General features: G+C 48.3%; 17 protein-coding genes. 12 read left to right on the plus strand and 5 right to left on the minus strand.

The window, feature by feature from the left end; translation table 11 throughout:
* Window positions 1–217 precede the first annotated feature (217 nt).
* Window positions 218–796 (minus strand): hypothetical protein, encoded by a 579-nt coding sequence (locus ACFRAM_RS21625; RefSeq protein ID WP_379467943.1) that lies wholly within the window; start codon window positions 794–796, stop codon window positions 218–220.
* Between the two features lie 260 nt (window positions 797–1,056).
* On the minus strand, window positions 1,057–1,266 hold the full coding sequence (locus ACFRAM_RS21630; protein ID WP_066376429.1) for a hypothetical protein: 210 nt from the start codon (window positions 1,264–1,266) through the stop codon (window positions 1,057–1,059).
* 388 nt (window positions 1,267–1,654) lie between these two features.
* Between ACFRAM_RS21630 and ACFRAM_RS21635 the strand changes: the two genes are divergently transcribed.
* The gene (locus ACFRAM_RS21635; protein WP_175371380.1) at window positions 1,655–2,317 is read left to right on the plus strand and encodes a YheC/YheD family protein; all 663 of its coding nucleotides are present in this window, start codon (window positions 1,655–1,657) and stop codon (window positions 2,315–2,317) included.
* A gap of 317 nt (window positions 2,318–2,634) precedes the next feature.
* On the plus strand, window positions 2,635–2,778 hold the full coding sequence (sda, locus tag ACFRAM_RS21640) for a sporulation histidine kinase inhibitor Sda (protein ID WP_175371379.1): 144 nt from the start codon (window positions 2,635–2,637) through the stop codon (window positions 2,776–2,778).
* Window positions 2,779–2,961: 183 nt separating this feature from the next.
* On the opposite strand, the gene ACFRAM_RS21645 is transcribed toward sda, so the two are convergent.
* Window positions 2,962–3,936 (minus strand): NAD(P)/FAD-dependent oxidoreductase, encoded by a 975-nt coding sequence (locus ACFRAM_RS21645; protein ID WP_379468043.1) that lies wholly within the window; start codon window positions 3,934–3,936, stop codon window positions 2,962–2,964.
* A 317-nt stretch (window positions 3,937–4,253) separates the two neighbouring features.
* Here ACFRAM_RS21645 and ACFRAM_RS21650 point away from each other — a divergent pair, with 317 nt between their 5' ends.
* Window positions 4,254–5,447: an NAD(P)/FAD-dependent oxidoreductase gene (locus ACFRAM_RS21650; RefSeq protein ID WP_175371377.1), complete on the plus strand. Its 1,194-nt coding sequence runs from the start codon at window positions 4,254–4,256 to the stop codon at window positions 5,445–5,447.
* 1 nt (window position 5,448) lies between these two features.
* Complete coding sequence (locus tag ACFRAM_RS21655) at window positions 5,449–5,706, plus strand: hypothetical protein (RefSeq protein ID WP_175371376.1); 258 nt, start codon at window positions 5,449–5,451, stop codon at window positions 5,704–5,706.
* A gap of 138 nt (window positions 5,707–5,844) precedes the next feature.
* On the opposite strand, the gene hemQ is transcribed toward ACFRAM_RS21655, so the two are convergent.
* Entirely contained in the window at window positions 5,845–6,600 is a 756-nt protein-coding gene (gene hemQ / locus ACFRAM_RS21660; protein WP_175371375.1) for a hydrogen peroxide-dependent heme synthase, read from the minus strand.
* Between the two features lie 456 nt (window positions 6,601–7,056).
* Between hemQ and ACFRAM_RS21665 the strand changes: the two genes are divergently transcribed.
* The 3 genes from ACFRAM_RS21665 (at window position 7,057) to dnaI (ending at window position 10,192) form a co-directional block, all read left to right on the plus strand.
* Window positions 7,057–7,353, plus strand: coding sequence for a YuiB family protein (locus ACFRAM_RS21665; protein ID WP_066376464.1), 297 nt, complete (start codon window positions 7,057–7,059; stop codon window positions 7,351–7,353).
* 331 nt (window positions 7,354–7,684) lie between these two features.
* Window positions 7,685–9,220: a replication initiation and membrane attachment family protein gene (locus ACFRAM_RS21670; protein ID WP_379467948.1), complete on the plus strand. Its 1,536-nt coding sequence runs from the start codon at window positions 7,685–7,687 to the stop codon at window positions 9,218–9,220.
* Between the two features lie 18 nt (window positions 9,221–9,238).
* Complete coding sequence (gene dnaI, locus ACFRAM_RS21675; protein WP_379467950.1) at window positions 9,239–10,192, plus strand: primosomal protein DnaI; 954 nt, start codon at window positions 9,239–9,241, stop codon at window positions 10,190–10,192.
* Window positions 10,193–10,421: 229 nt separating this feature from the next.
* On the opposite strand, the gene ACFRAM_RS21680 is transcribed toward dnaI, so the two are convergent.
* Complete coding sequence (locus tag ACFRAM_RS21680) at window positions 10,422–10,580, minus strand: YqzM family protein (protein ID WP_139085089.1); 159 nt, start codon at window positions 10,578–10,580, stop codon at window positions 10,422–10,424.
* Between the two features lie 340 nt (window positions 10,581–10,920).
* Here ACFRAM_RS21680 and trxA point away from each other — a divergent pair, with 340 nt between their 5' ends.
* From trxA to ACFRAM_RS21705, 5 genes are all read left to right on the plus strand, one after another.
* Window positions 10,921–11,238, plus strand: coding sequence for a thioredoxin (gene trxA / locus ACFRAM_RS21685; RefSeq protein ID WP_066376474.1), 318 nt, complete (start codon window positions 10,921–10,923; stop codon window positions 11,236–11,238).
* Window positions 11,239–11,426: 188 nt separating this feature from the next.
* Window positions 11,427–13,406 carry an excinuclease ABC subunit UvrC gene (uvrC, locus tag ACFRAM_RS21690; RefSeq protein WP_379467954.1) on the plus strand — a complete coding sequence of 660 codons (1,980 nt, stop codon included), beginning with the start codon at window positions 11,427–11,429 and terminating at the stop codon, window positions 13,404–13,406.
* Window positions 13,407–13,753: 347 nt separating this feature from the next.
* Entirely contained in the window at window positions 13,754–18,049 is a 4,296-nt protein-coding gene (locus tag ACFRAM_RS21695; protein WP_379467956.1) for a discoidin domain-containing protein, read from the plus strand.
* A 228-nt stretch (window positions 18,050–18,277) separates the two neighbouring features.
* Complete coding sequence (locus ACFRAM_RS21700) at window positions 18,278–19,153, plus strand: ABC transporter permease (RefSeq protein WP_379468045.1); 876 nt, start codon at window positions 18,278–18,280, stop codon at window positions 19,151–19,153.
* Window positions 19,154–19,216: 63 nt separating this feature from the next.
* A complete protein-coding gene (locus ACFRAM_RS21705; RefSeq protein WP_379468047.1) occupies window positions 19,217–20,077 on the plus strand; it encodes a carbohydrate ABC transporter permease in 861 nt (286 codons plus the stop codon).
* Window positions 20,078–20,132 lie beyond the last annotated feature (55 nt).

Consider the following 20,132-nt stretch of genomic DNA (forward strand, 5'->3'; position numbering starts at 1 on the left):
AAATATTTATTTCCTACTTTCAATCTTCGTATTCAAAAAGTTGATAGTTTTACGAGAATAATCATAAAGAAGTCGTATAATTGTATATGAAATAAAATAGACAGCAAACATCTCTTGGATTGATAATAACCTAAAGGATGTTTGCTATTTCACCTCCCGAATGATGTATGATGCCAATACACCTTCGGGAGGTTTTTATTCTCATGAAGTAAAGGAGTTAGCCTACAGAAGAGAAGCTGGGCGGGAAGGGGAATTCGTTGAACAAACTGGTTGCAGTCTTGAGAATTTTCTCGGTGGATTCGTAAGGGATTTTCTTGCTGCCTTTTCCTGAACTAAGCACTTGCGCGGTTTCGATTTGCACTTTTAATAACCGAAAGGTAGTTGACCTTTTTAAATTACTGATGTATTCGGAGGCCGTAGTGTCTGCTGAAGTGTCGTAGTTTTCCAGCCGAGATAAGGATTCGAGAAGTCCTCCACACAAATCAGTAACATCCTTATTCGTTAAAACCCCTTTAAATTGGCTGGTCTGATCTTTGATTTTGGATACTATAGCCTTAACCTCTTGAATTTGAGTCACTTCCGTCTTTAATTTGACAGTGCTGCTACGTACCTCAACATCTTCCTTGATCTCTAAAGCCTTGTTGTACACCTCTAAAGCTGCTTCATAATCCAGGTTATCCTGATGCTGTTTGGCCTGGGTGACTAAATCATTGAATTTTCTGTCTTGCCTCGATACGCAGGAGGTGAGGAGTATCACAATAACTACTAACACAAGGATAGGCTTGATTGTTTTCAATAAACACCCTCCATATTATGGTACTTTATCTAATTATACGCATGTCCTCTCCTGCAGTGTCAATCGAAAATTACCTGACAATGCTTTAAATCTAATCTTGGGATGAGTATGATGGGGATGGGTACACAAAGACAAAAACCTGCGATTTTCGGGACTGTAAAAGTCCTGAGCGTCGCAGGTTTATTTGTATGCTGTCTATGAATCTTGTCTTACTGACAAATTTCTCTTCTATTATATGTAGCATTGAAGCTGCTGCCGTCTCACGCTGGGATAATGAATTTGTAATTGACCATGAACACGATCATTCCTGCGGCAACCAGAGAGAAGGCAATGCAGCTTGCCCCGAGTACTCTGCGGCGGTCCTTGATGAACTTAAAGCCGATAGCGCAGACCAGAAGGGTCGTCCCTGCCAGAACAACGGACATCGCGATCATCGCCACCCAATACAAAACCTCGAAAAATTGAGCCAATCCAGAGCGCCTCCCATGTAAAATGTTTCAAATTAATGTCATGATTATTTTTTACTATACGATACTTGCCCAAGTTTGAAAAGCGGTTTCTTGCTTGCTACAGCTGATTTGATTGCGTTTACAAAATGTGTCGTATTTCGCCCTGGCAGCCTGCGACAAAATTCCGGGGTTGTCACAGCCCATTCTTGTTTTTTCTTGCTTTTGCCAAGGATTATATTCTTTTGCCGAAAGATGCAGTATCTTGGGCGTGCGTCGAGGGCGGCTGCCTCTGGCACGAGCGCCCCTTTTTGCTGTAAGCGGCCCGGGCACGGACAATCATACAGGAGGGCGGGGTACTTTCTGAGTAAAGTATACGGTAGGCTACGATAATGAAGGGAGAGGGAGGACGATGGCAGGAAGACAACTGGCCAGCAAATGGCTGAAAACCGAGGCGTTGCTTAGCGATTCCAGGGTTGCCGGTTACATTCCAAGAACACAGCAATATAGTGATGCTGCTTTGCTGAATATGCTGGGCAGATATGGAAATGTAGTCATCAAACCCGTTGTGGGCGGCGGAGGCTACGGTGTGATCAAAGTGTTCCGCGACCGGCGAGGGTATGGGTTTACTTATATGTCGAAGACGCGGATCTACCGCGATTTTTACGCTATGCGAAATGCACTGAACAGAGTAAGGGTGCGGCGCAGATACCTGATCCAGCAGGGGATATCTCTAGCACGGATTGCTGGCCGGCCCATCGACTATCGCGTTAAAGTAGTGAAGAACGGTGAGCACTGGGAATTTCGTTCAATGGTGGGGCGTTTGGCCCGGCCCGGCTTGTTTGTCACCAATCTGTGTAAAGGCGGAACGATGCTGAGCTGTCGCGAAGGGCTGAGACGTTCGCTCCCGAGGGTGAAGTCATCTGCCAAGCGGGCGGAGATGCGTCGTTTGACGCTGATTTGTATTGAATTGATGGAGCGGCGTTTCCCAGGAATAGGCGAGTTGGGCTTTGATTATGCCGTGGATTATAGTGGTAAAATATGGATTTTGGAAGTGAATACACGTCCCCAATAAATTAAATAATTTTTAAGAATTGACGATAATAGAAGTAGTAGGATAAAATTGCGTTTAGTTGTGTTTCCTTTGAGAAAATAATTACAGTAAAATATGACAATTTTGAAAAAATATTTTTCTGTGTACATGTGGAAAATCTCCTGTGTATAACTCTTATCCCCATAGTCCACTGCGTAGCGATACTCTTTCTCACCCTTACACACAAATTATGCACAGGATTTCCACATGTACTTGTGGATAGTGAGAACGCTTGTTCGAAAAATGATAGTTTGATATGATAGATTCAGATCCAAATAAAGGAAAGGTAGGTGATCGTTATGGTTGAATTGTCGGATGAGATGCTGCTTGACTCTTACCATAGAGCAATAGAGCTGCAACTAGAGCATGATTTCATCGCTCTATTACTCGTTGAAATTCGCAAACGGAACTTACACTCTCCAGATCATGCGGTACTCCATTAAGACGCAGACGTTCTTCTGCAGCAGCTACATATATCAAACCGCAAGTTACACAAAATAGGGTATCCTTCCCGGCTTGGTGTTAAGCCGACGGCAGGATACCCTTTTATTATGATGTAATCATTCATACATTTTAATGAATAATTATTCTTCTCGCTAAGTCATTGGAATTGGTCTGTCAAACCTCTACAGCTTCAAGTTACTGCTGTGTCCTGGAGAGAGCTTGGCCTCTGGATCGATATAGACTTTCGCGTTGTTCACGGCAGTTGGAGCTTCACCAAAACCTACGGCGATCAGCTTCAGCTTGCCCGGATAAGTCGTAATGTCACCTGCGGCAAAAATGCCGGGGATATTGGTCTCCATGCGGGAGTCCACCACAATAGAGTTGCTCGCAATCTCAATTCCCCATTCAGCAATGGGGCCCAAGGACGAAACGAAGCCGAAATTGACAATCACGCTGTCCACTTCGATTTCCTGTGTTTCTTTGGTTTTGATATGGGATAATGTTACTTTGGTTATGAATTCCTCGCCATGCAAGGCGGTAATTTCGGTTGGAGTAATGACGTTGACCTTGGAAGCCATCAGCTTCTCCACGCTATGCTCATGCGCGCGGAATTTATCCCGGCGGTGAATCAGGGTGACTTGCTCGGCAATTGGTTCAAGCATCAAAGCCCAGTCTACTGCGGAGTCGCCACCGCCACTGATCAGCACTTTTTTACCCTTGAAGGCGTTCAGATCGTTGATGAAATAGTGCAGGTTGGCTTTCTCAAAACGCTGTGCCTCTGGCAATTCCAGACGACGTGGCTCGAATGCGCCTACTCCAGCTGTGATGATCACAGCTTTACTGTGGTATTCTGCTTTGTCAGTTGTTACCACGAAATGGCGTTCATCGCGCTTCTGTACGGAAACGACCTTCTCTTCCAAGCGGATATCGGATTGGAACAGCTCCATTTGGCGGCTCAGATTGTCCACAAGTTCCTGTGCGGTAACTTTTGGGAAACCAGCCACATCATAAATATATTTTTCAGGATAAAGAGCGGCAAGCTGTCCCCCAAGTTGGGGCATACTTTCAATAAGGGTTACAGATGCCTGGCGCATACCGCCGTAAAATGCGGCGAACATGCCGGCTGGACCGCCGCCTATGATTAGAAGGTCGCTCATAGGAACGCCGGAAGAATCTAGAGTCACAGGATATTACACCTCCGAGTTGATATATTCAATTTGCCATACTTGTTTACACTCCCATTATAAACATTGTGGCTGATACCTGCAAAGAATTTGACCTTCGTTCAAAGGATATCCATTTTTTGATGATAACATTTGATTAATAATCGAGTTAGGTTTACAATAGATATGTCAATTTTCGAAATACTTTAAGTTTGATTGGAATTTCCTCTGAATTTAAGTGTATAATTTCACAAAAATGGTTTTTAAAAAATACCACATAGACAGATTTACCTGTTGGAAGGAGTCGGAACATGAGCAGTATTCCTAAAATCGTAATCCTCGGCGCGGGGTACGGAGGAATTTTGACCGCCCAGCGGTTGCAAAAGGCGTTGAATTACAATGAGGCAGACGTGACTTTGGTTAACCGGCACGAGTACCACTATTTCACCACGCACCTTCACATGCCGGCAGCTGGCACGGACAGCATTGAGCATACCCGTGTACCTATTTCCAAGCTGATCGACGAGTTCAAGATTGACCTTGTTAAATCTTCGGTACAAGAAATTCGTACCCAACAAAAGAAAGTTATCCTTGAGGATGGCACGCTTTCGTACGACTATCTCGTGATTGCCTTGGGTGGAGAGCCTGAAACCTTTGGTATTCCTGGATTGGATAAATATGCAATGACGATCCGCAGTATTAACTCTGTGCGTTTGATCCGTGAGCATATCGAATATCAATTCGCGAAGTATAAGAACGAAGGCAATGCACAAGAGCACATCAACTTCGTGGTTGGCGGTGCAGGCTTCAGTGGTATCGAGTTTGTAGCAGAACTGGCGGACCGTATTCCTGAGCTGTGCAAAGAGTTCGACGTTGATCCTAGCCTTGTGAATATCTACAACGTAGAAGCAGCACCAACAGCATTGCCAGGCTTTGCACCTGAACTGGTGGAGCATGCAATGAACGTCCTGACGAAGAAAGGTGTTACCTTCAAAATGGGCGTTGCCATCAAGGAATGTCTGCCTGACGGAGTTATCTTGGCTACCGGCGAAGAAATCAAAGCTTCGACAATCGTATGGACCGGCGGTATCCGCGGTAACCGTCTGATTGAAGCTGCTGGCTTTGAAGCTATGCGTGGTCGTGTTAAAGTGGACGAGTTCCTGCGTGCGCCTGGCCATGACAACATCTTTATCATCGGCGACGGCTCGCTTATGATCAATCCGGAAGGGCGTCCATACCCGCCAACGGCTCAAATTGCAATGCAACAAGGCGAATGTTGTGCGCATAACTTGGTGGCATCCATCCGCAATCAACAGCCGAAGAAATTTGTATTCAGCAACAAAGGAACTGTAGCCTCCCTTGGTAGAGGTCAAGGTGTCGCTGTTGTCGGCTCCAAGACATACAAAGGCTGGTTTGCTGCGCAGTTGAAGAAAGTGGTCGATGCGCGTTACCTGTTCATTATTGGCGGCATTCCGCTCGTATTGAAAAAAGGAAAATTCCTCTAAGATGCGCCATTGCAGCGTGCAAGTGAGAGGACTGCTTACGCGTGAGGAACTGGACCGTTATAACGGTCTGATTGAAGTGGGTTCTTATCTTGAAGATCAGAATCGCTATGATCTGGCCTATAATGTCCAGAAGGAGATTGATCTGTTGATTCTGCCGGGCATTGAACGTCTGAAGGATAAGGGGCGGGCTCGTGACCGGGCGACAGCAGAGTATTTGGAAAGCCTGAAGGATACTGAGGGTGGACCCGAAGAAGAATAAGTAAGCATCAAGCTGTGATGAAGGACAAGCGTTCATCATTGCAGCCAGGATGCTTAACCATAAAACGGGGTGTCTCCAAAGCCATGGCTTTGAGGACACCCCGTTTGTCGTTACCAAAGTATGAAAATGAGTCTCCGATTATAGCTTCAGCATCTCTTCGAAGGACTCTGGTGTCAGCAGGTTGCCGACATAGAAAGGACCGAATTCGCCATAGCGGGAACTGACCTCGTCAAAGCGCATTTCGTAGATCAGCTTTTTGAACTGGAGTGCATCTTCAGCGAACAAAGTAACGCCCCATTCCCAGTCGTCAAAGCCGACAGAGCCGGTAATAATCTGCTTAACCTTGCCAGCATAGCTGCGGCCAATCAGGCCATGGGAATGCATCAGCTCACGCCGCTTGTCCATATCGAGAGTATACCAGTTGTCGTCCAGGTGCCGCTTCTTGTTCATCGGGTAGAAGCAAATATGCTTCGCTTGCGGCAAAATAGGCTTGAGCCGTGCTTGGACATGGGGACTCTGCATTGGATCTCCGCCGTTGCTGCTTCCACTTGCAGCATAGTTGCTAAGTTCGACAATGCTGACATAGGAGTAGGCTTTCGTTGTATATTGGGCGAAAGCGGTCTTGTTAAAGGCCGTCTCCAACCGGTTCAGATCTTCCAGGGTCTCACGCAGGTACATCAGTACGAAATCGGCCTTCTGGCCTACAATGGCGTATACTGCGGAGCTGCCCTGCTTGGCTTCCTCCACAGGACCCCATTCTTGTATAAAAGCATGCAGTTCTTCCAGAGCAACGGCACGTTCTTCATCATCAGCTGCCGTCCAAGCGGTCCAGTTCAGAGAGCGGAAGTCATGCAGGGCGTACCACCCTTCCAGGGTTAAAGCGGCTTCGTTCATGTTCTTTCTCACTCCTTAAAAGTTTTACTAGCATCAGCTTCCTAAGAAATACATCGGTAAAACTCGCTTCGGAAGCATCAGCTTAGTTTTACTAGCTTAGCTTCTTTGAAAATACATCGGTAAAACTTACTTCGGAAGCATTGGCTTAGTTTTACTAGCTTAAACTGCTTAGAGACCCATCGGTAAAACTTGCTTCGGAAGCGTGGGCTTAGTTTTACTAGCGTAAGCTTCGCTTATATCATAGAGGCCATAGTGTCTTACTATGGCTACAGGGCGCATAAACTATGTATAGTCCAATTTGTCCTAGTTGCATTGTATCGCATGCAGCGACTCAAGAGCAAACCATAACATCCTTTTTTCGGTAAAGTTCATTGATTCGTTACATTTTTTCTAGTAAACTTACTATTAGCTCGTGTTAGATGTGCGGTTCTTTATAGAGAGGGGTGAAGACGGTAGATGGGATTGATTCCTGTGTTTGTTCTGGCCGTTTTGTTCTTTGTCATGATGTTCGGCATTGGCTTTATCCTTAACATGTTAATGAAGACCACCTGGTTTCCAGCTTACCTGTTTGTAATCGTCATTTTACCGGTCGTCGTGTATTCCATTTGGGATCGCAGCGCCATGACCCTCTGGGAGCATTTATCTTCCTTCCATATTGTCGATTATCTCACGGGTGTTGCCGGTCTGATCGGTGCTGTGCTCAGTGGCTGGACGATTCGCAAGCTGCGGATCGGCGGCTACAAAATGTTTTAGTCCCACAACGACATATAATATTTGAACCGGACTGTCCGCCCTATTTTTGAAAGGGCTCTCAGTCTGCCGGGAAATCCGGTCATTCCGATGACTGTGATTTCTTTTTTTATTGAGAAGAGACATGAAAATAAGTCCTATTAAAGAATAAACAGGAACTCGCAGGAATAAAATCGGCTATGTATAAGGGCTTGGAAAATGATAGCTGGTGCAGTGAATCGGTGGTTCGCGGAAAAGGTCGAAATTGCACTTTTTTTTACATTTCCGGCTGCGTTTTTTGTGATAGAATAGAACTCTATATGAATTCGTGCAGATAAGGGGGAGGTTTCCGCAGATGCGCATGAGTCATTTACATCATTTTACCGAACATCATCGGTACTGCGTTTCCCGCGAATTCGGCCTTAGTGTGCTTGATGGACGAATGCTGGGCTCCGTATACCAGCCTATGGTGGGTGCTTTCGCCATCAGCCTGTACCGTTTGCTCTTCGAGCATATCCCGGCAGAGACTATTGGCTACTCCGGAGTAGAGCAGCAACGTCGACTGTTCATGACACTGGGCGTAGAACCGAACGAGAAAGGCCGTAAATATTTGATTGATCAAGCTTCCCGGCTTGAAGCAGTGGGGCTATTACAGACCTGCCGGATTTATATGCCGGAGACGGATGACTATATGTATGAATATGAGCTGCTGGCTCCGCTTTCGCCTACCGAGTTTTTTGCTACCCAGCATCTAACCCTGCTGTTGCGTGACAAAATCGGCAAATTCGCCGTGCTGGCGCTGCGGGAGCAGTTCTGGACCCGGGAGCCGGAGGAGCTTAGCCGCCGCTCGCTTGGCAAGGAGAACATCTCGCTGCCGTTCTATGATATTTTTGAGCTCAATACACATGTGATAGATTATGAGCTGGAGCAGGCGCTGGCCGAGGTTGCCACTGTACGGCAGCCTGGTGCCCGCGAAGATGGAGACCAGGCTATTGGATATAGTGATATTATTCTGCGATTCCCGCGAGAATCGGTGAACCGGTCCCATGTAGAGAAGCTGCGCTTCGATCATAACCAGATGGGGGTCATTAATTATGTGGCCCGCAAGTATGATCTGGGCCCGCAGGATATATGCCGCCTGCTGGATGAGGATGGAGTGTTCGCGCCGGACGGTGAGGTGATTCTGGACACGCTTCAGCATATCGCCAGCCAGCATTTCCGGCAGGATCTGAAACGGCAGGAGAAGCGCGAAGTCGCTGCTGCTAAGGTGGTGTCCCTCCGCTCTGCAGTGAGTGAGGAGAATAGCGACGCTATTGCTCCGCTAGAACAGGCTGTCGAGATGGAATATTATGTGGAGGTCCCTCCACAGTTTCTGTCCAAATGCGATATTCACCAATATAATATGATGCTGCGCAACGAGCCTTATACACGGCTACTGCAAACATTTTTCCCGGGCACGGTGCCGGGGCAGCTGCTGGACATTTTCGAGAAGATCGACTTGAACTACAAATTGAACGGCGAAGTTATCAACGTCCTTATCCATTACTTAATGACTATGGTTGCTTCTGGTGGTGACCAACGGATGAACCGTAATTTCGTAGAGGCGATTGCTTCCAACATGCTGGTTAAGCAGGTCAATACTTACGAGAAAGCCGTACGGTATATTCGTGATCAGTCCAAGGTTAAAGGTAAGAATGCGAGCAGTCCCGCAGCCGGGGGCCGTACACGCACTTATACGCGGAACGGAAACCGTCCGGCGAAGCCGGATATTCCGATTGCGCTGGATGATGGCAGTGCCGGAACGGTATCGGAAGAGGAATTCGCGGCGATGATGAAGAAAGCTGCCGAAATTAAGGCTGGCAAGAAAAAAGGCGTCTCCAAGGCGCCGTAAAGAAAGTGTGGTGGAACAATGGAGTCTACGGGCGATGTGCTGCGTTCAATGAACAATCCCGCTCTGCGCCAGCGTTCCCGTGATCTGGAGCAAGGACTGCTGAACCATCCCCTGGTGAAGCAGCTCCGGGAAGAACATCCCGAGCTGGACGAATCACGTCTGCGGCTTCATCTGAGCCGCCTGTACCAGTATGTGGAGGAAAGCCGCCACTGCGCTAACTGTCCCGGCCTTGCGGCATGCCCGAATGATTTTCCGGGTCATTACAGCAAGCTAACCGTGGAGAGTGTCAGTGGTGCGCCGGATCTGTATGAACGCAAGACGCCGTGTGCTCTGAAGGTGGCGCAGGACAGTCAGGATAGCATTCGCAAGCGGATCCGCAGCTTTTATGTGGACGAGCGTGTTCTGCACGGCGGTTATGACGAGATCGATATTATGGGCAAGGACCCTCGCCGGGGGGTTGCCGTTAATAAATTATTTGATTACATTACTACCACGAAAGAGAATGGTCTGACCCCGCACGGCATCTATTTACATGGCTCGTTCGGTACTGGCAAGACCTTTCTAATGTGCTATTTGCTGCACGAACTCGCGGTGGCTGGCTATAACGGCGTTATCGTGTATATGCCTGATTTTATCGAGGATCTGAAATCGATCATGATGGATGGTCAGAAGCTGAAGGAGACTGTGGATACGCTGAAGAACTGCGATCTGCTGATCTTTGACGATATCGGTGCAGAGAACCTGAATCCCTGGGCACGCGATCACATCCTGGGGGCCATCCTGAACTACCGGATGAACCGCAAGCCGACCTTATACACCTCGAACTATCCGCTTGAAGGTCTGGAGAAGCATCTCAGCTTCACCAGCAAGGACGGAGAGGAGATTTACAAGGGCCAACGGCTGATGGACCGGATTGCACCGTTTGTTGATGTTATTCCGCTGTACGGGGAGAATCAACGGGGCAAGCGATAACTGTGTATGCAGGGGCAGCTATGGATCAATATAAAACGAACAAAATAATGTAACGAAAAGCGAGAAGGAACGAAGGGAAAGTCCAAACATTCACCGTAGTGACGACCGAGCCTTACGTTCGGATATTAAGTTCAGCTTATAGCGCACAAAAAATCCGTTATCTTCCTCTGGGGGAAGATAACGGATTTTTGCTTCGATAGCAAAGACGGACGATAATGGGCCGTGCTTGCTATTCCGAAAGGATGAACTTGATGATGACCATACCGAAGAACACTACCGCCATGAAGGTTGTCATGCCGAAGAATCCGTTCATCAGATCGCCAAGGTCGTTGCGGGGCTCTTCGTTGACATGCTCCCGCGGGTCACGTACATGCGCGTTGACATCCATAGTCTTTGCCTCCTTGCAGGCGTCAGGCCTGCATTCTTAAATCATTATGAGATAAGTCATTGACAAATAATGCGCTTTCCATAAGTATAACGAACCTGCTGACCACTTGTAAAGATAAGAGTGTTCCCGGCAAAATAACTGGAGAGCAATATAATTGCATGAGACATTTCACAAATTCATTATAAATATGTTATACTTAGAGCGTGTCGGTAATTGGTAATCTGGTTATCATATTACATGAAACAATTTATTCATTATAATTTCGGAGCTGTTATGCCAACCTAAGCTTCAGGCTTACTAAGCAAGCATGGCTTCGCAAAACTAAAAGGAGGAACATATCATGGCTATCGTGAACGTGTCCGACCAATCCTTCACCAATGAAGTGGAAGGTCAAGGGACTGTTGTTGTAGATTTCTGGGCTCCTTGGTGCGGCCCTTGTAAAATGCTTGCTCCGATTCTGGACGAATTGTCCGCAGAACTGGGTGACAGCGTGAAAATCGCTAAGGTGAACGTGGATGAGAACCCGGAAACAGCTTCCCGCTTTGGCGTAATGAGCATTCCGACACTGATCTTCTTCAAAGACGGTCAACCGGTTGATAAAGTAGTGGGACTGAACTCCAAAGAATCCCTGAAAAATATCGTTGCCAAACATCAATAAGATTTGATACGGCCTTCTAGGTCTGTTGCTTAGCGCCTTCGGTTCATTCCGGAGGCGCTTTGTGTGCTATAATTAGAGATAAATTATCCGCAGCACGGATCTCTTTTTTGGTTACCTGAATTGGGTGTCTGATTAGATCATGCTCTGCGGCGTCTCCCCAAGGGGAAGGATTTAGGTGGGGGTAAATCATGGATCATATGGATCATATCCGCAACAAGCTGGCACTGCTGCCCGACCTGCCCGGGTGTTATCTGATGAAGAACAAGGAAGGCACCATTATTTATGTGGGCAAGGCGAAGGTGCTGAAGAACCGGGTCCGCTCTTATTTTACAGGCAGTCATAACGGCAAAACCCAGCGTCTTGTGCTCGATATTACCGATTTCGAGTATATTGTCACGTCCAGCAATATGGAAGCTCTGATTCTGGAGTGCAATCTGATTAAGAAGCATATGCCGCGCTATAACGTGCAGCTCAAGGACGACAAGACCTTTCCGTATTTGAAAATCACGAACGAAACGCACCCGCGGCTGGAAGTAACCCGCCGGGTGATTAAAGATAAAGCCAAATATTTTGGGCCATACCCGAATGCTTATGCTGCCCAGCAGACGAAGAAGCTGCTTGACCGGATGTATCCGCTGCGCAAATGCGGCGTGATGCCGAAGGAGGTCTGTCTCTATTATCATATGGGCCAATGTCTGGCTCCGTGTGAGAAAGAGGTGCAGAAATCTCAGTATGAAGAGATCACGCAGAGTATTGCTGCTTTTCTCGGAGGCGGGCATGAGGCGGTCAAGAAAGATCTTCAGCAGAAGATGCAGGAGGCGGCCGAGGAGCTGTATTTCGAGCGGGCCAAGGAACTGCGTGACCAGATCATGTATATTGAGGCTCTGATGGAGAAGCAGAATATCAATACTACGGATACCAAAGACCGCGATGTCTTCGGCTATGCTGTGGATAAGGGCTGGATGTGTGTGCAGATTCTGTACATGCGTCAGGGTAAAATGATTCAACGGCACTCGTCGGCCTTCCCGTTCTATGGCGAAGCGTACAGCGACTTTATGTCTTACGTCACTCAATATTACAGTGACAACCCAGCGTTGCCGCAGGAGATTCTGTTGCCGGATGCGGTACGCGAAGCCACCGCGGAAGATCAGCCGGTGAAGGCATCGTCCACACCTGCTGCCGCCGGTGAGGCGGACGGCGCAGAGGAAGAGCCGGAGACGGCGCAAGAGGCTGCGCAGCGTGAAGCTGCGGCTGCAGAAGCGGCCGCAGCCGGGGTTGTAGATGCTGCTGGCGGAGCAGCAGCTATTCAGGAGTGGCTTGGCGTCAAGGTGCTGGTGCCGCAGCGCGGCCTGAAGAAGCAGATGGTGCGCATGGCCTGCGAGAACGGACGGGTGTCGCTGGACGAGAAATTCCGGCTCATCGAGCGGGATGAAGAGCGCACCTCGGGTGCGGCGTTCAGCCTGGGCCAGAGCCTGGGCCTGGAATCTCTTCACCGGATCGAGGCGTTCGATAACTCTAACATCCAGGGCACAAATCCGGTGTCGGCGATGGTCGTATTCATCGACGGCAAGCCGGCCCGGAAGGAGTACCGCAAGTACAAAGTACGTACGGTTCAAGGGCCGGATGATTATGAGACGATGCGTGAAGTCATTCGGCGGCGCTATGAACGGGTGCTGAAAGAGAATCTGCCGATGCCCGACCTGATCGTGGTCGACGGCGGTAAAGGGCAGATTTCAGCTGCGGTAGACATTCTGGAGAACGAGCTTGGTCTGTTCATTCCGGTCTGCGGTCTTGTGAAGGACGTGAAGCACAAGACAGCCCAGCTGCTGGTTGGCGATCCTCCGGAGCCGGTGGGTCTGGCGCGTGATAGCCAGGAATTCTATCTGCTCCAGCGCATCCAGGATGAAGTGCACAGATTCGCGATCACCTTCCACCGCGAGCAGCGCGGGAAGTCCATGGTCACCTCGAAGCTTGATTCCATTCCGGGCATTGGTGAGAAGCGGCGCAAGCTGCTGCTGAAGCATTTTGGCTCACTTAAGAAAATCAAAGAGGCCAGTATCGAGGATTTCCGTACATTGTCTATTGGAGAGAAGCTTGCAGGACAGATTCTGGAAGCCCTTCGGGATGAGGAACCGGTAGTACAGGAAGATGGGGCGGAGAATTCATAACATGGGCGTGATCGTATTGTACAGAGGCTGACCTTCAGGGGTCAGCCTTTTTGTTATATTTGATTTTATGGTACGAAAGACCTGCTTCATTTTAGGTGAAGTTCACATGATTTGGAAGTTCGTGTAAAACTGCATGAAATCGTTGCTTTGTATAATTGTATCCGCATACATAAAAAGTTATAGTGTACACGAATTAAATGAAAGCGCTTCAAGTTGGTGGCAAATTATTGCCTTTCAAGTATGAAAAGGAGTTGATGAAGCCCAAGATCATGTAATGAAATGCAAAAGCAAGATCATATGCAATCATTTTTCCCAATTATAAAAATTTGAAGGAGGATTTAACGTTAATGACACCTTTTCGTGTGATGAACGGTAAAAAAAGTACAAAGTTTACAGCGATGACGCTTGTACTATCCCTGCTTTTCAGCCTGGTGCTTGTTGCCCCTCAGCGGGCGGAGGCAGCACCTTCATACCTGCTTTCCCTTGACAGGCCAGCGTATGCGTCTGGCTCGGAAGGAAATAACACACCTGATCTGGCGGTGGACGGCAATACGTCTTCACGTTGGAGCAGCTCTTGGGGAAATACAAATGACTGGATTTATGTGGATCTTGGCGCCTCGGCCCAAGTAGACCGGATCGTGCTGCGTTGGGAAGGCGCTTATGCTAAAGCCTATAAAATTCAGGTGTCCCAAGATGAACTGCAGTGGAATGAGATTCATTCCAAGGTGAACGGTACCGGTGGCATTGAAGATTTTGTAGTAAACGGCACCGGTAGATACGTACGCCTTCAAGCTACTGAGAAAGCGCTACCGCAATATGGCATCTCGCTCTTCGAGTTTGAGATTTACGGCACCGGAGGTGTCAATCCTCCACCTGTGGCCCTTGGACCGAATGTGGCCCTGAACCGTCCGGTAACGGCCTCCTCTTATGAGCAGTCTCCTTACCTGCCTCCGAACTCTACCTTGCCGCAGCTGGCGGTTGACGGTAACAAGGACACCCGCTGGTCTTCCAATCCGACAGATGATGAATGGATCAGAGTGGATCTTGGCAGCGTTCGTACGCTGGGCCGGGTAATTATCGACTGGGAAGCGGCTGCCGGCCGTATCTATGATATCCAGCTCTCGAATGACGGGAACAACTGGACTACTATTTACCGCGAAATGCATGGCGACGGTGGAACACTTAACTTGCCCGTGTATGCTAGCGGACGTTACCTGCAGATGAAGGGAATCGCCCGGGCGACTACCTTTGGCTACTCGATTTTTGAATTCAAGGCTTATGATTATGTACAGGGTGATCCAAGGCCGACCTATACCATTGCGCCATTGCCGACCCTTACTACAGTTCCAGTGGGACAAGGCAGTCATTCTATGAATAACCGCTCGGTTCCACAGCCTAAATACCCGCTCTACAAAGCCGATAATCTGAACGCACCGCTGCCGTCGAATGACTGGTGGCAATCGATTATGGTTAACAAGCTCGGCAACGGTATTATTACCCTGCCGCTTAAATCCAAGTTCACCAAGCAAGGACTTAGCGTCTTGAACCCTGGCGCCGGCTATTTAAGTGCGGACGGTAAGGCGCAGGAAGCGGCGGGAAGTCCGGACTTGTATCTGATGGCCAGCAACATTAATACCTCTGCGATGACCAATCGTATCACCGGATATGGAGACTGGTCTGCAGTCGCGGTACTGAGCGACGGTGCTGCGGAGAAGCTGAAAACCACCTTTGTAAAAGGCTCGCCGTATCTTTTCTCGGAATTCAGCGATCCGAACAGCCCGGAACTCTATTTGCCGGCATCGGTCCGCTTCTTCAATGATCAGAACACAGAAATTCTGGCGGCTGACGGCTCGTCGATCACCGCGGATCATATCGGACTCGAAATCACCAATTCTAATGGTGCGCCTACACCTGCCATGGTAAAAAGAACGTATGGCGTGTTTGCTCCTCCGGGAACGATTTTCAAGAAGGTAGGCTCCAAGCTGAAAATTCAACTCGGACAGGGCCAGAACTATTTGTCACTGGCAGCTATTCCGAAAACAGCAGATCTCAGCTATTATCACCAGCACGCGTATGCTTTTGTAACCGATACCAAAGTAGTGTATAGCTTTAATGAGACTACTTCCGACGTCACAACTGACTTCAATGTGACTACACAGTTGAAACGTCCGGGATTTGCGAATACAACCCTCATGGCGCAGCTTCCACACCAATGGAAGGTAACGACTACACCGCTGACAGCACTGTCCTATCCATCCATCCGGGGCACGATGAAAGTGAGTGAAGGCAACACCTTCCGGACCGTTGACAAGTTCTACGGTATTGTACCGCAGTTCACTGAACCGGATGATCCGACCTATTCACGTCAGACACTGCTGAATCAGTTGGCGATACTGGACACGGATACTGCAACCGATCTTATGAAAGCCGATGCCTACTGGCAAGGCAAGAAGCTTCATCCGCTGGCAATGGGCGTCCTGATTGCTGATCAGATTGGCAACGACCATTACAAGAATCTGTTCCTGTCCAGAATGAAGACTATTCTTGCGGACTGGTACACTTACACAGCGGGCGAATCCGATTACTTCTTCGATTACAACCCTGATTGGGGTACGCTGATCTATAAGACCAGTGAGTTCGGGGCCAACTCCGGCATTACCGACCATCACTTTACCTATGGCTATTATGTCTTTGCTTCCGCCGTGCTGGCGACCTTCGATAATGACTTCAAGAACAAATACAGCGGCATGGTTGATGAGTTAATCCGCGATTATGCCAACCCGTCCAAGACCGATCCTAAATATCCGTATATGCGCAGCTTCGATGCCTATGAAGGCCATTCTTGGGCTGGCGGTTATGCCGACAATGACAGTGGCAACAACCAGGAAGCCGCCGGGGAGTCGCTGTTCGGTTGGGTTGGACAATACATGTGGAGCGCCTTGACCGGGCAGAAGAACTACCGCGATGCTTCTATCATGGGCTTCACCACCGAACTGAATGCAGTGAAGCAATACTGGTTCAATTATGACAACGACAATTGGCTTCCGAGCTACACGCATAAGACTGTAGGGCAAGTCTACGGCAGCTCCAACTTCTTCGGCACCTTCTTCAATGGGAATCCGGTATACGTGTATGGTATCCATTGGCTGCCGACCTCAGAGTATTTGACCAGCTATGGTTTTGAAAAAGACAGTGCGAAGGTTGCCGGGCTGTACAGCGGTTTTGTCGCTGACAACGGCGGACCGGAACAGGATTGGTACCATATCGTCTGGCCGATTCAGGCGCTGAGCGATCCACAGGCAGTGCTCAATAAATGGAATCCTGCGCCTGTGCAGCAAAATGAGTTGTTCAATACCTACTGGTTCGTACACAGCATGGCATCCCTTGGAAAGCGCAGCACCGATATTTGGGCGACCAACGGACACAGTGCCACTGTATATAAAAAAGGCTCTGCCTACCAGGCGCTGATCTGGAATCCAACAGACGCCGAAATTACGGTTACTTTCCGCAATGCTAGCGGTGTAACTGGTTCTGCCAAGGTGGCAGCCAAGAAGCTGGTCAAAGTTGACCCGACTAAAAATACGACAGGAACCGGTCCAACGGGTCCTAACCTGGCTTTGAACAAGACGGCGACGTCATCACCAAATCCGAAGACGCTGGCACGCTACGCGTTTGATGGCGATCCCGGCACCAGATGGGAATCCGATTTCAGTGATCCTCAATTCATTCAGGTTGATCTGGGCGCCTCCAGGTCCATTAACTATATTGTTCTGAACTGGGAGGGGGCTTACGCCAAGTCATACCAAATCGAGACTTCCGTGAACGGAACTAGCTGGAATCAAGTCTATGCTACAACGACAGGTGCCGGTGGGATAGAAAGACTGAGTCTTAATCCTACGACTGCCCGCTATGTCAAATTGACAGGCACTCAGCGGGGCACTCCTTACGGCTACTCACTATGGGAGTTTGAAGTCTATGGAACAGGCGCCAATCTGCTCGCAGCACCTGCCCTTACGGCGGATTCTTCAGCGAGCGCGGATAGTCAGCCAGTCAACATTACTTTCCCTGATAGTCCGGCTTGGAGAAAGGCGGTAGAGTCCATTAAGGTGGACGACAAGGAGCTGACGGCAGACCAGTTTACGATAAGTGCAGGACAAATTGAACTGGATGGTGCGCTGTTCGAAGCCGCCAAAGATTATGAGATTACAGTGGAGGCTTCTGGTTATGAAGAGGCCGCTGTGCAGCAGCCTGTGGCAGAAGTCAATACGGTGAACCTCGCACTGCACAAGCCCGTAACCTCATCGCCCAATTCTGTCCAGGCCGCAGTATATGCGGTGGATGGTGATCCTGGAACCCGCTGGGAGTCAGCCTACAGTGATGTCCAGTTCCTTCAGGTAGACCTTGAAGCAGTGAAGACAGTTAGCCGTGTAGTGCTGGACTGGGAAGGAGCTTATGCGAAGGCATATACCATTGAACTGTCAGTAGACGGCAAGACCTGGACACAGGTGTATGACACCAAATCAGGCAGAGGGGGGCTGGAGCAGATTAGCTTTAACCCGACAGAGGCTCGTTATGTACGCGTGAACGGTCAGGAGCGAGGCACCAATTATGGCTATTCTTTGTGGGAGATATCCATCTATTAATAAAATTTACAAGACCGTTGATTATGTAAAATAATCGTTAATTCTTCTCGTAGAGATCGCTTTCACTTTAGCGGTAAGATAATAGCATCAAATGAAAGAAATGGTGATGCTATGAAAAAAGAAACGATACCCAGTGGCGTACCGGCCAAGGCGTATAAACCCTTGAGCACGAAAGCTCCGGGCACGGGAGTCTGGAGCAGGTTCGCCCGGCAGTGGGATTATCAGCTCATGATTCTTCCCTCAATTATATTCATTCTGATCTTCAGCTATATTCCGATGTGGGGCGTGCTTATGGCCTTTAAGGAATACAATATGTTCGAGGGATTTGCCGCAAGTCCGTGGGTCGGAACGATGCACTTCCGGATGTTCTTTGAATCACCGGAGTTCTGGAGCATTGTCAGAAATACCTTCGGCATCAGTATGCTGAAGCTTCTGGTCGGGTTCCCGGCGCCGATTATTTTGGCTCTAATGTTGAATGAAGTGAAAAATATAGTATTTAAAAGCATTGTCCAGACCGTTACGTACATTCCTCACTTTATCTCCTGGGTCGTTGTATCCGGCCTAGTATTCTCGATGCTGGCTGTAGATAACGGTGCGGTGAATGATGTTCTGGTCAAAATGAATCTGATCGATCAGCCGATCAACTGGCTGTCCATTCCAGAATACTTCTGGGGCATTCTCGTATCTGTAGGCGTGTGGAAGGAAATCGGGTTTGGTTCCATCGTCTATATGGCAGCTATTGCCGGGATTGATCCAGCGATGTATGAAGCAGCTTCCATTGATGGGGCGAGTAAATTTAAGCAAATCTTCACCATTACTATTCCAAGCATTGCGCCGGTTATCACAATTTTCCTACTGCTTGGTGTAGGTAATATCCTGAATGCAGGCTTTGAAGATATCTTGCTGCTGACCAAAAACTTGAATAACGGTATTCTGATGCCTTACGCACAGACGGTAGATACCTATGTATACCAAATGGGGATTCTGAACCAGCGTTATTCATACGCGACCGCAGCCGGATTGCTTAAATCGGTGTTGAGCGTACTTCTTCTCTATGTTGCCAATACCATCTCACGCCGTTTCGGCAAAGCCAGTCTCTGGTAGGCCAATCCGGTTCTCATCAAGAAAGGAGGACACTTCTTGAAAAGCAGTCGTTCTGATAAAATCATGCATGGGATTATTTATGTCGTACTAATCTTTCTTGCCTTCATTACTTTTTATCCGTTCTGGAATTCATTAGTAATTTCATTTAACAATGGTAGTGATACAGCACTCGGCGGTGTTACATTCTGGCCCCGTTCGTTCACGTTAGAGAATTACAATATCGTCTTCAAGGAAGATAACATCTTCAGAGCTTATATGATTACCATCCTGCGGACGATACTTGGTACAGCGTTATCCATGTTCTTCACATCACTCTTTGCTTACGGTCTTTCCAAGAAAGGCATTGTGTTCAAGAAATTCTACATGATCATCTGTATCGTTACAATGTACTTCACCGGAGGATTGATTCCTTACTTCATCCTCATCTACCAGATGCACCTTTACAACACGTTCACGTTTTTGTTAATTCATGGTATGGTCAATGTATTTAACATGATTATCTTCCGTACCTTCTTTGCAGAGCTACCTGACGGACTTGAGGAATCAGCTAGGATTGACGGAAGCTCCAACTTTGGTGTATTTTTCAAGATTGTACTACCGATCTCTGGACCGGTTATGGCGACACTCGGATTGTTCACCGCCGTTGGATTGTGGAATGACTGGTTCACACCGGCCATCTTTATCAGCGATCAGAATCTGATCCCACTGCAAACGCTGCTTGTACAGATCATTAATGCAGGCGCCACCGCGAGTCTGATGAGCAATCTGAACTCGTATGCGCAAAGTCTGGTGCAGAACACAGTGACGGTCAAGGCACTTCAGATGGCAACAATGATGATTGCTACGCTGCCGATTCTAATGATCTATCCGTTCCTGCAAAAGTTCTTCGTCAAGGGCGCATTGGTAGGATCACTGAAAGAGTAGTATCAATGGTTATCTGTGGGGGCAGCTTCGGCTGCCACCCACTAATGACATATTA

Source organism: Paenibacillus sp. NPDC056722 (assembly GCF_042790635.1).
GTDB classification, from domain to species: Bacteria; Bacillota; Bacilli; order Paenibacillales; family Paenibacillaceae; genus Paenibacillus_AQ; species Paenibacillus_AQ agri.

Bases quoted from the DNA above. Each gene is read 5' to 3' on its own strand.
- ACFRAM_RS21635 (WP_175371380.1), top strand. From the start codon at position 1,655: ATGGCAGGAAGACAACTGGCCAGCAAATGGCTGAAAACCGAGGCGTTG.
- sda (WP_175371379.1), top strand. From the start codon at position 2,635: ATGGTTGAATTGTCGGATGAGATGCTGCTTGACTCTTACCATAGAGCA.
- ACFRAM_RS21645 (WP_379468043.1), bottom strand. From the start codon at position 3,936: ATGAGCGACCTTCTAATCATAGGCGGCGGTCCAGCCGGCATGTTCGCC.
- ACFRAM_RS21650 (WP_175371377.1), top strand. From the start codon at position 4,254: ATGAGCAGTATTCCTAAAATCGTAATCCTCGGCGCGGGGTACGGAGGA.
- ACFRAM_RS21655 (WP_175371376.1), top strand. From the start codon at position 5,449: ATGCGCCATTGCAGCGTGCAAGTGAGAGGACTGCTTACGCGTGAGGAA.
- hemQ (WP_175371375.1), bottom strand. From the start codon at position 6,600: ATGAACGAAGCCGCTTTAACCCTGGAAGGGTGGTACGCCCTGCATGAC.
- ACFRAM_RS21665 (WP_066376464.1), top strand. From the start codon at position 7,057: ATGGGATTGATTCCTGTGTTTGTTCTGGCCGTTTTGTTCTTTGTCATG.
- ACFRAM_RS21670 (WP_379467948.1), top strand. From the start codon at position 7,685: ATGCGCATGAGTCATTTACATCATTTTACCGAACATCATCGGTACTGC.
- dnaI (WP_379467950.1), top strand. From the start codon at position 9,239: ATGGAGTCTACGGGCGATGTGCTGCGTTCAATGAACAATCCCGCTCTG.
- ACFRAM_RS21680 (WP_139085089.1), bottom strand. From the start codon at position 10,580: ATGGATGTCAACGCGCATGTACGTGACCCGCGGGAGCATGTCAACGAA.
- trxA (WP_066376474.1), top strand. From the start codon at position 10,921: ATGGCTATCGTGAACGTGTCCGACCAATCCTTCACCAATGAAGTGGAA.
- uvrC (WP_379467954.1), top strand. From the start codon at position 11,427: ATGGATCATATGGATCATATCCGCAACAAGCTGGCACTGCTGCCCGAC.
- ACFRAM_RS21695 (WP_379467956.1), top strand. From the start codon at position 13,754: ATGACACCTTTTCGTGTGATGAACGGTAAAAAAAGTACAAAGTTTACA.
- ACFRAM_RS21700 (WP_379468045.1), top strand. From the start codon at position 18,278: ATGATTCTTCCCTCAATTATATTCATTCTGATCTTCAGCTATATTCCG.
- ACFRAM_RS21705 (WP_379468047.1), top strand. From the start codon at position 19,217: ATGCATGGGATTATTTATGTCGTACTAATCTTTCTTGCCTTCATTACT.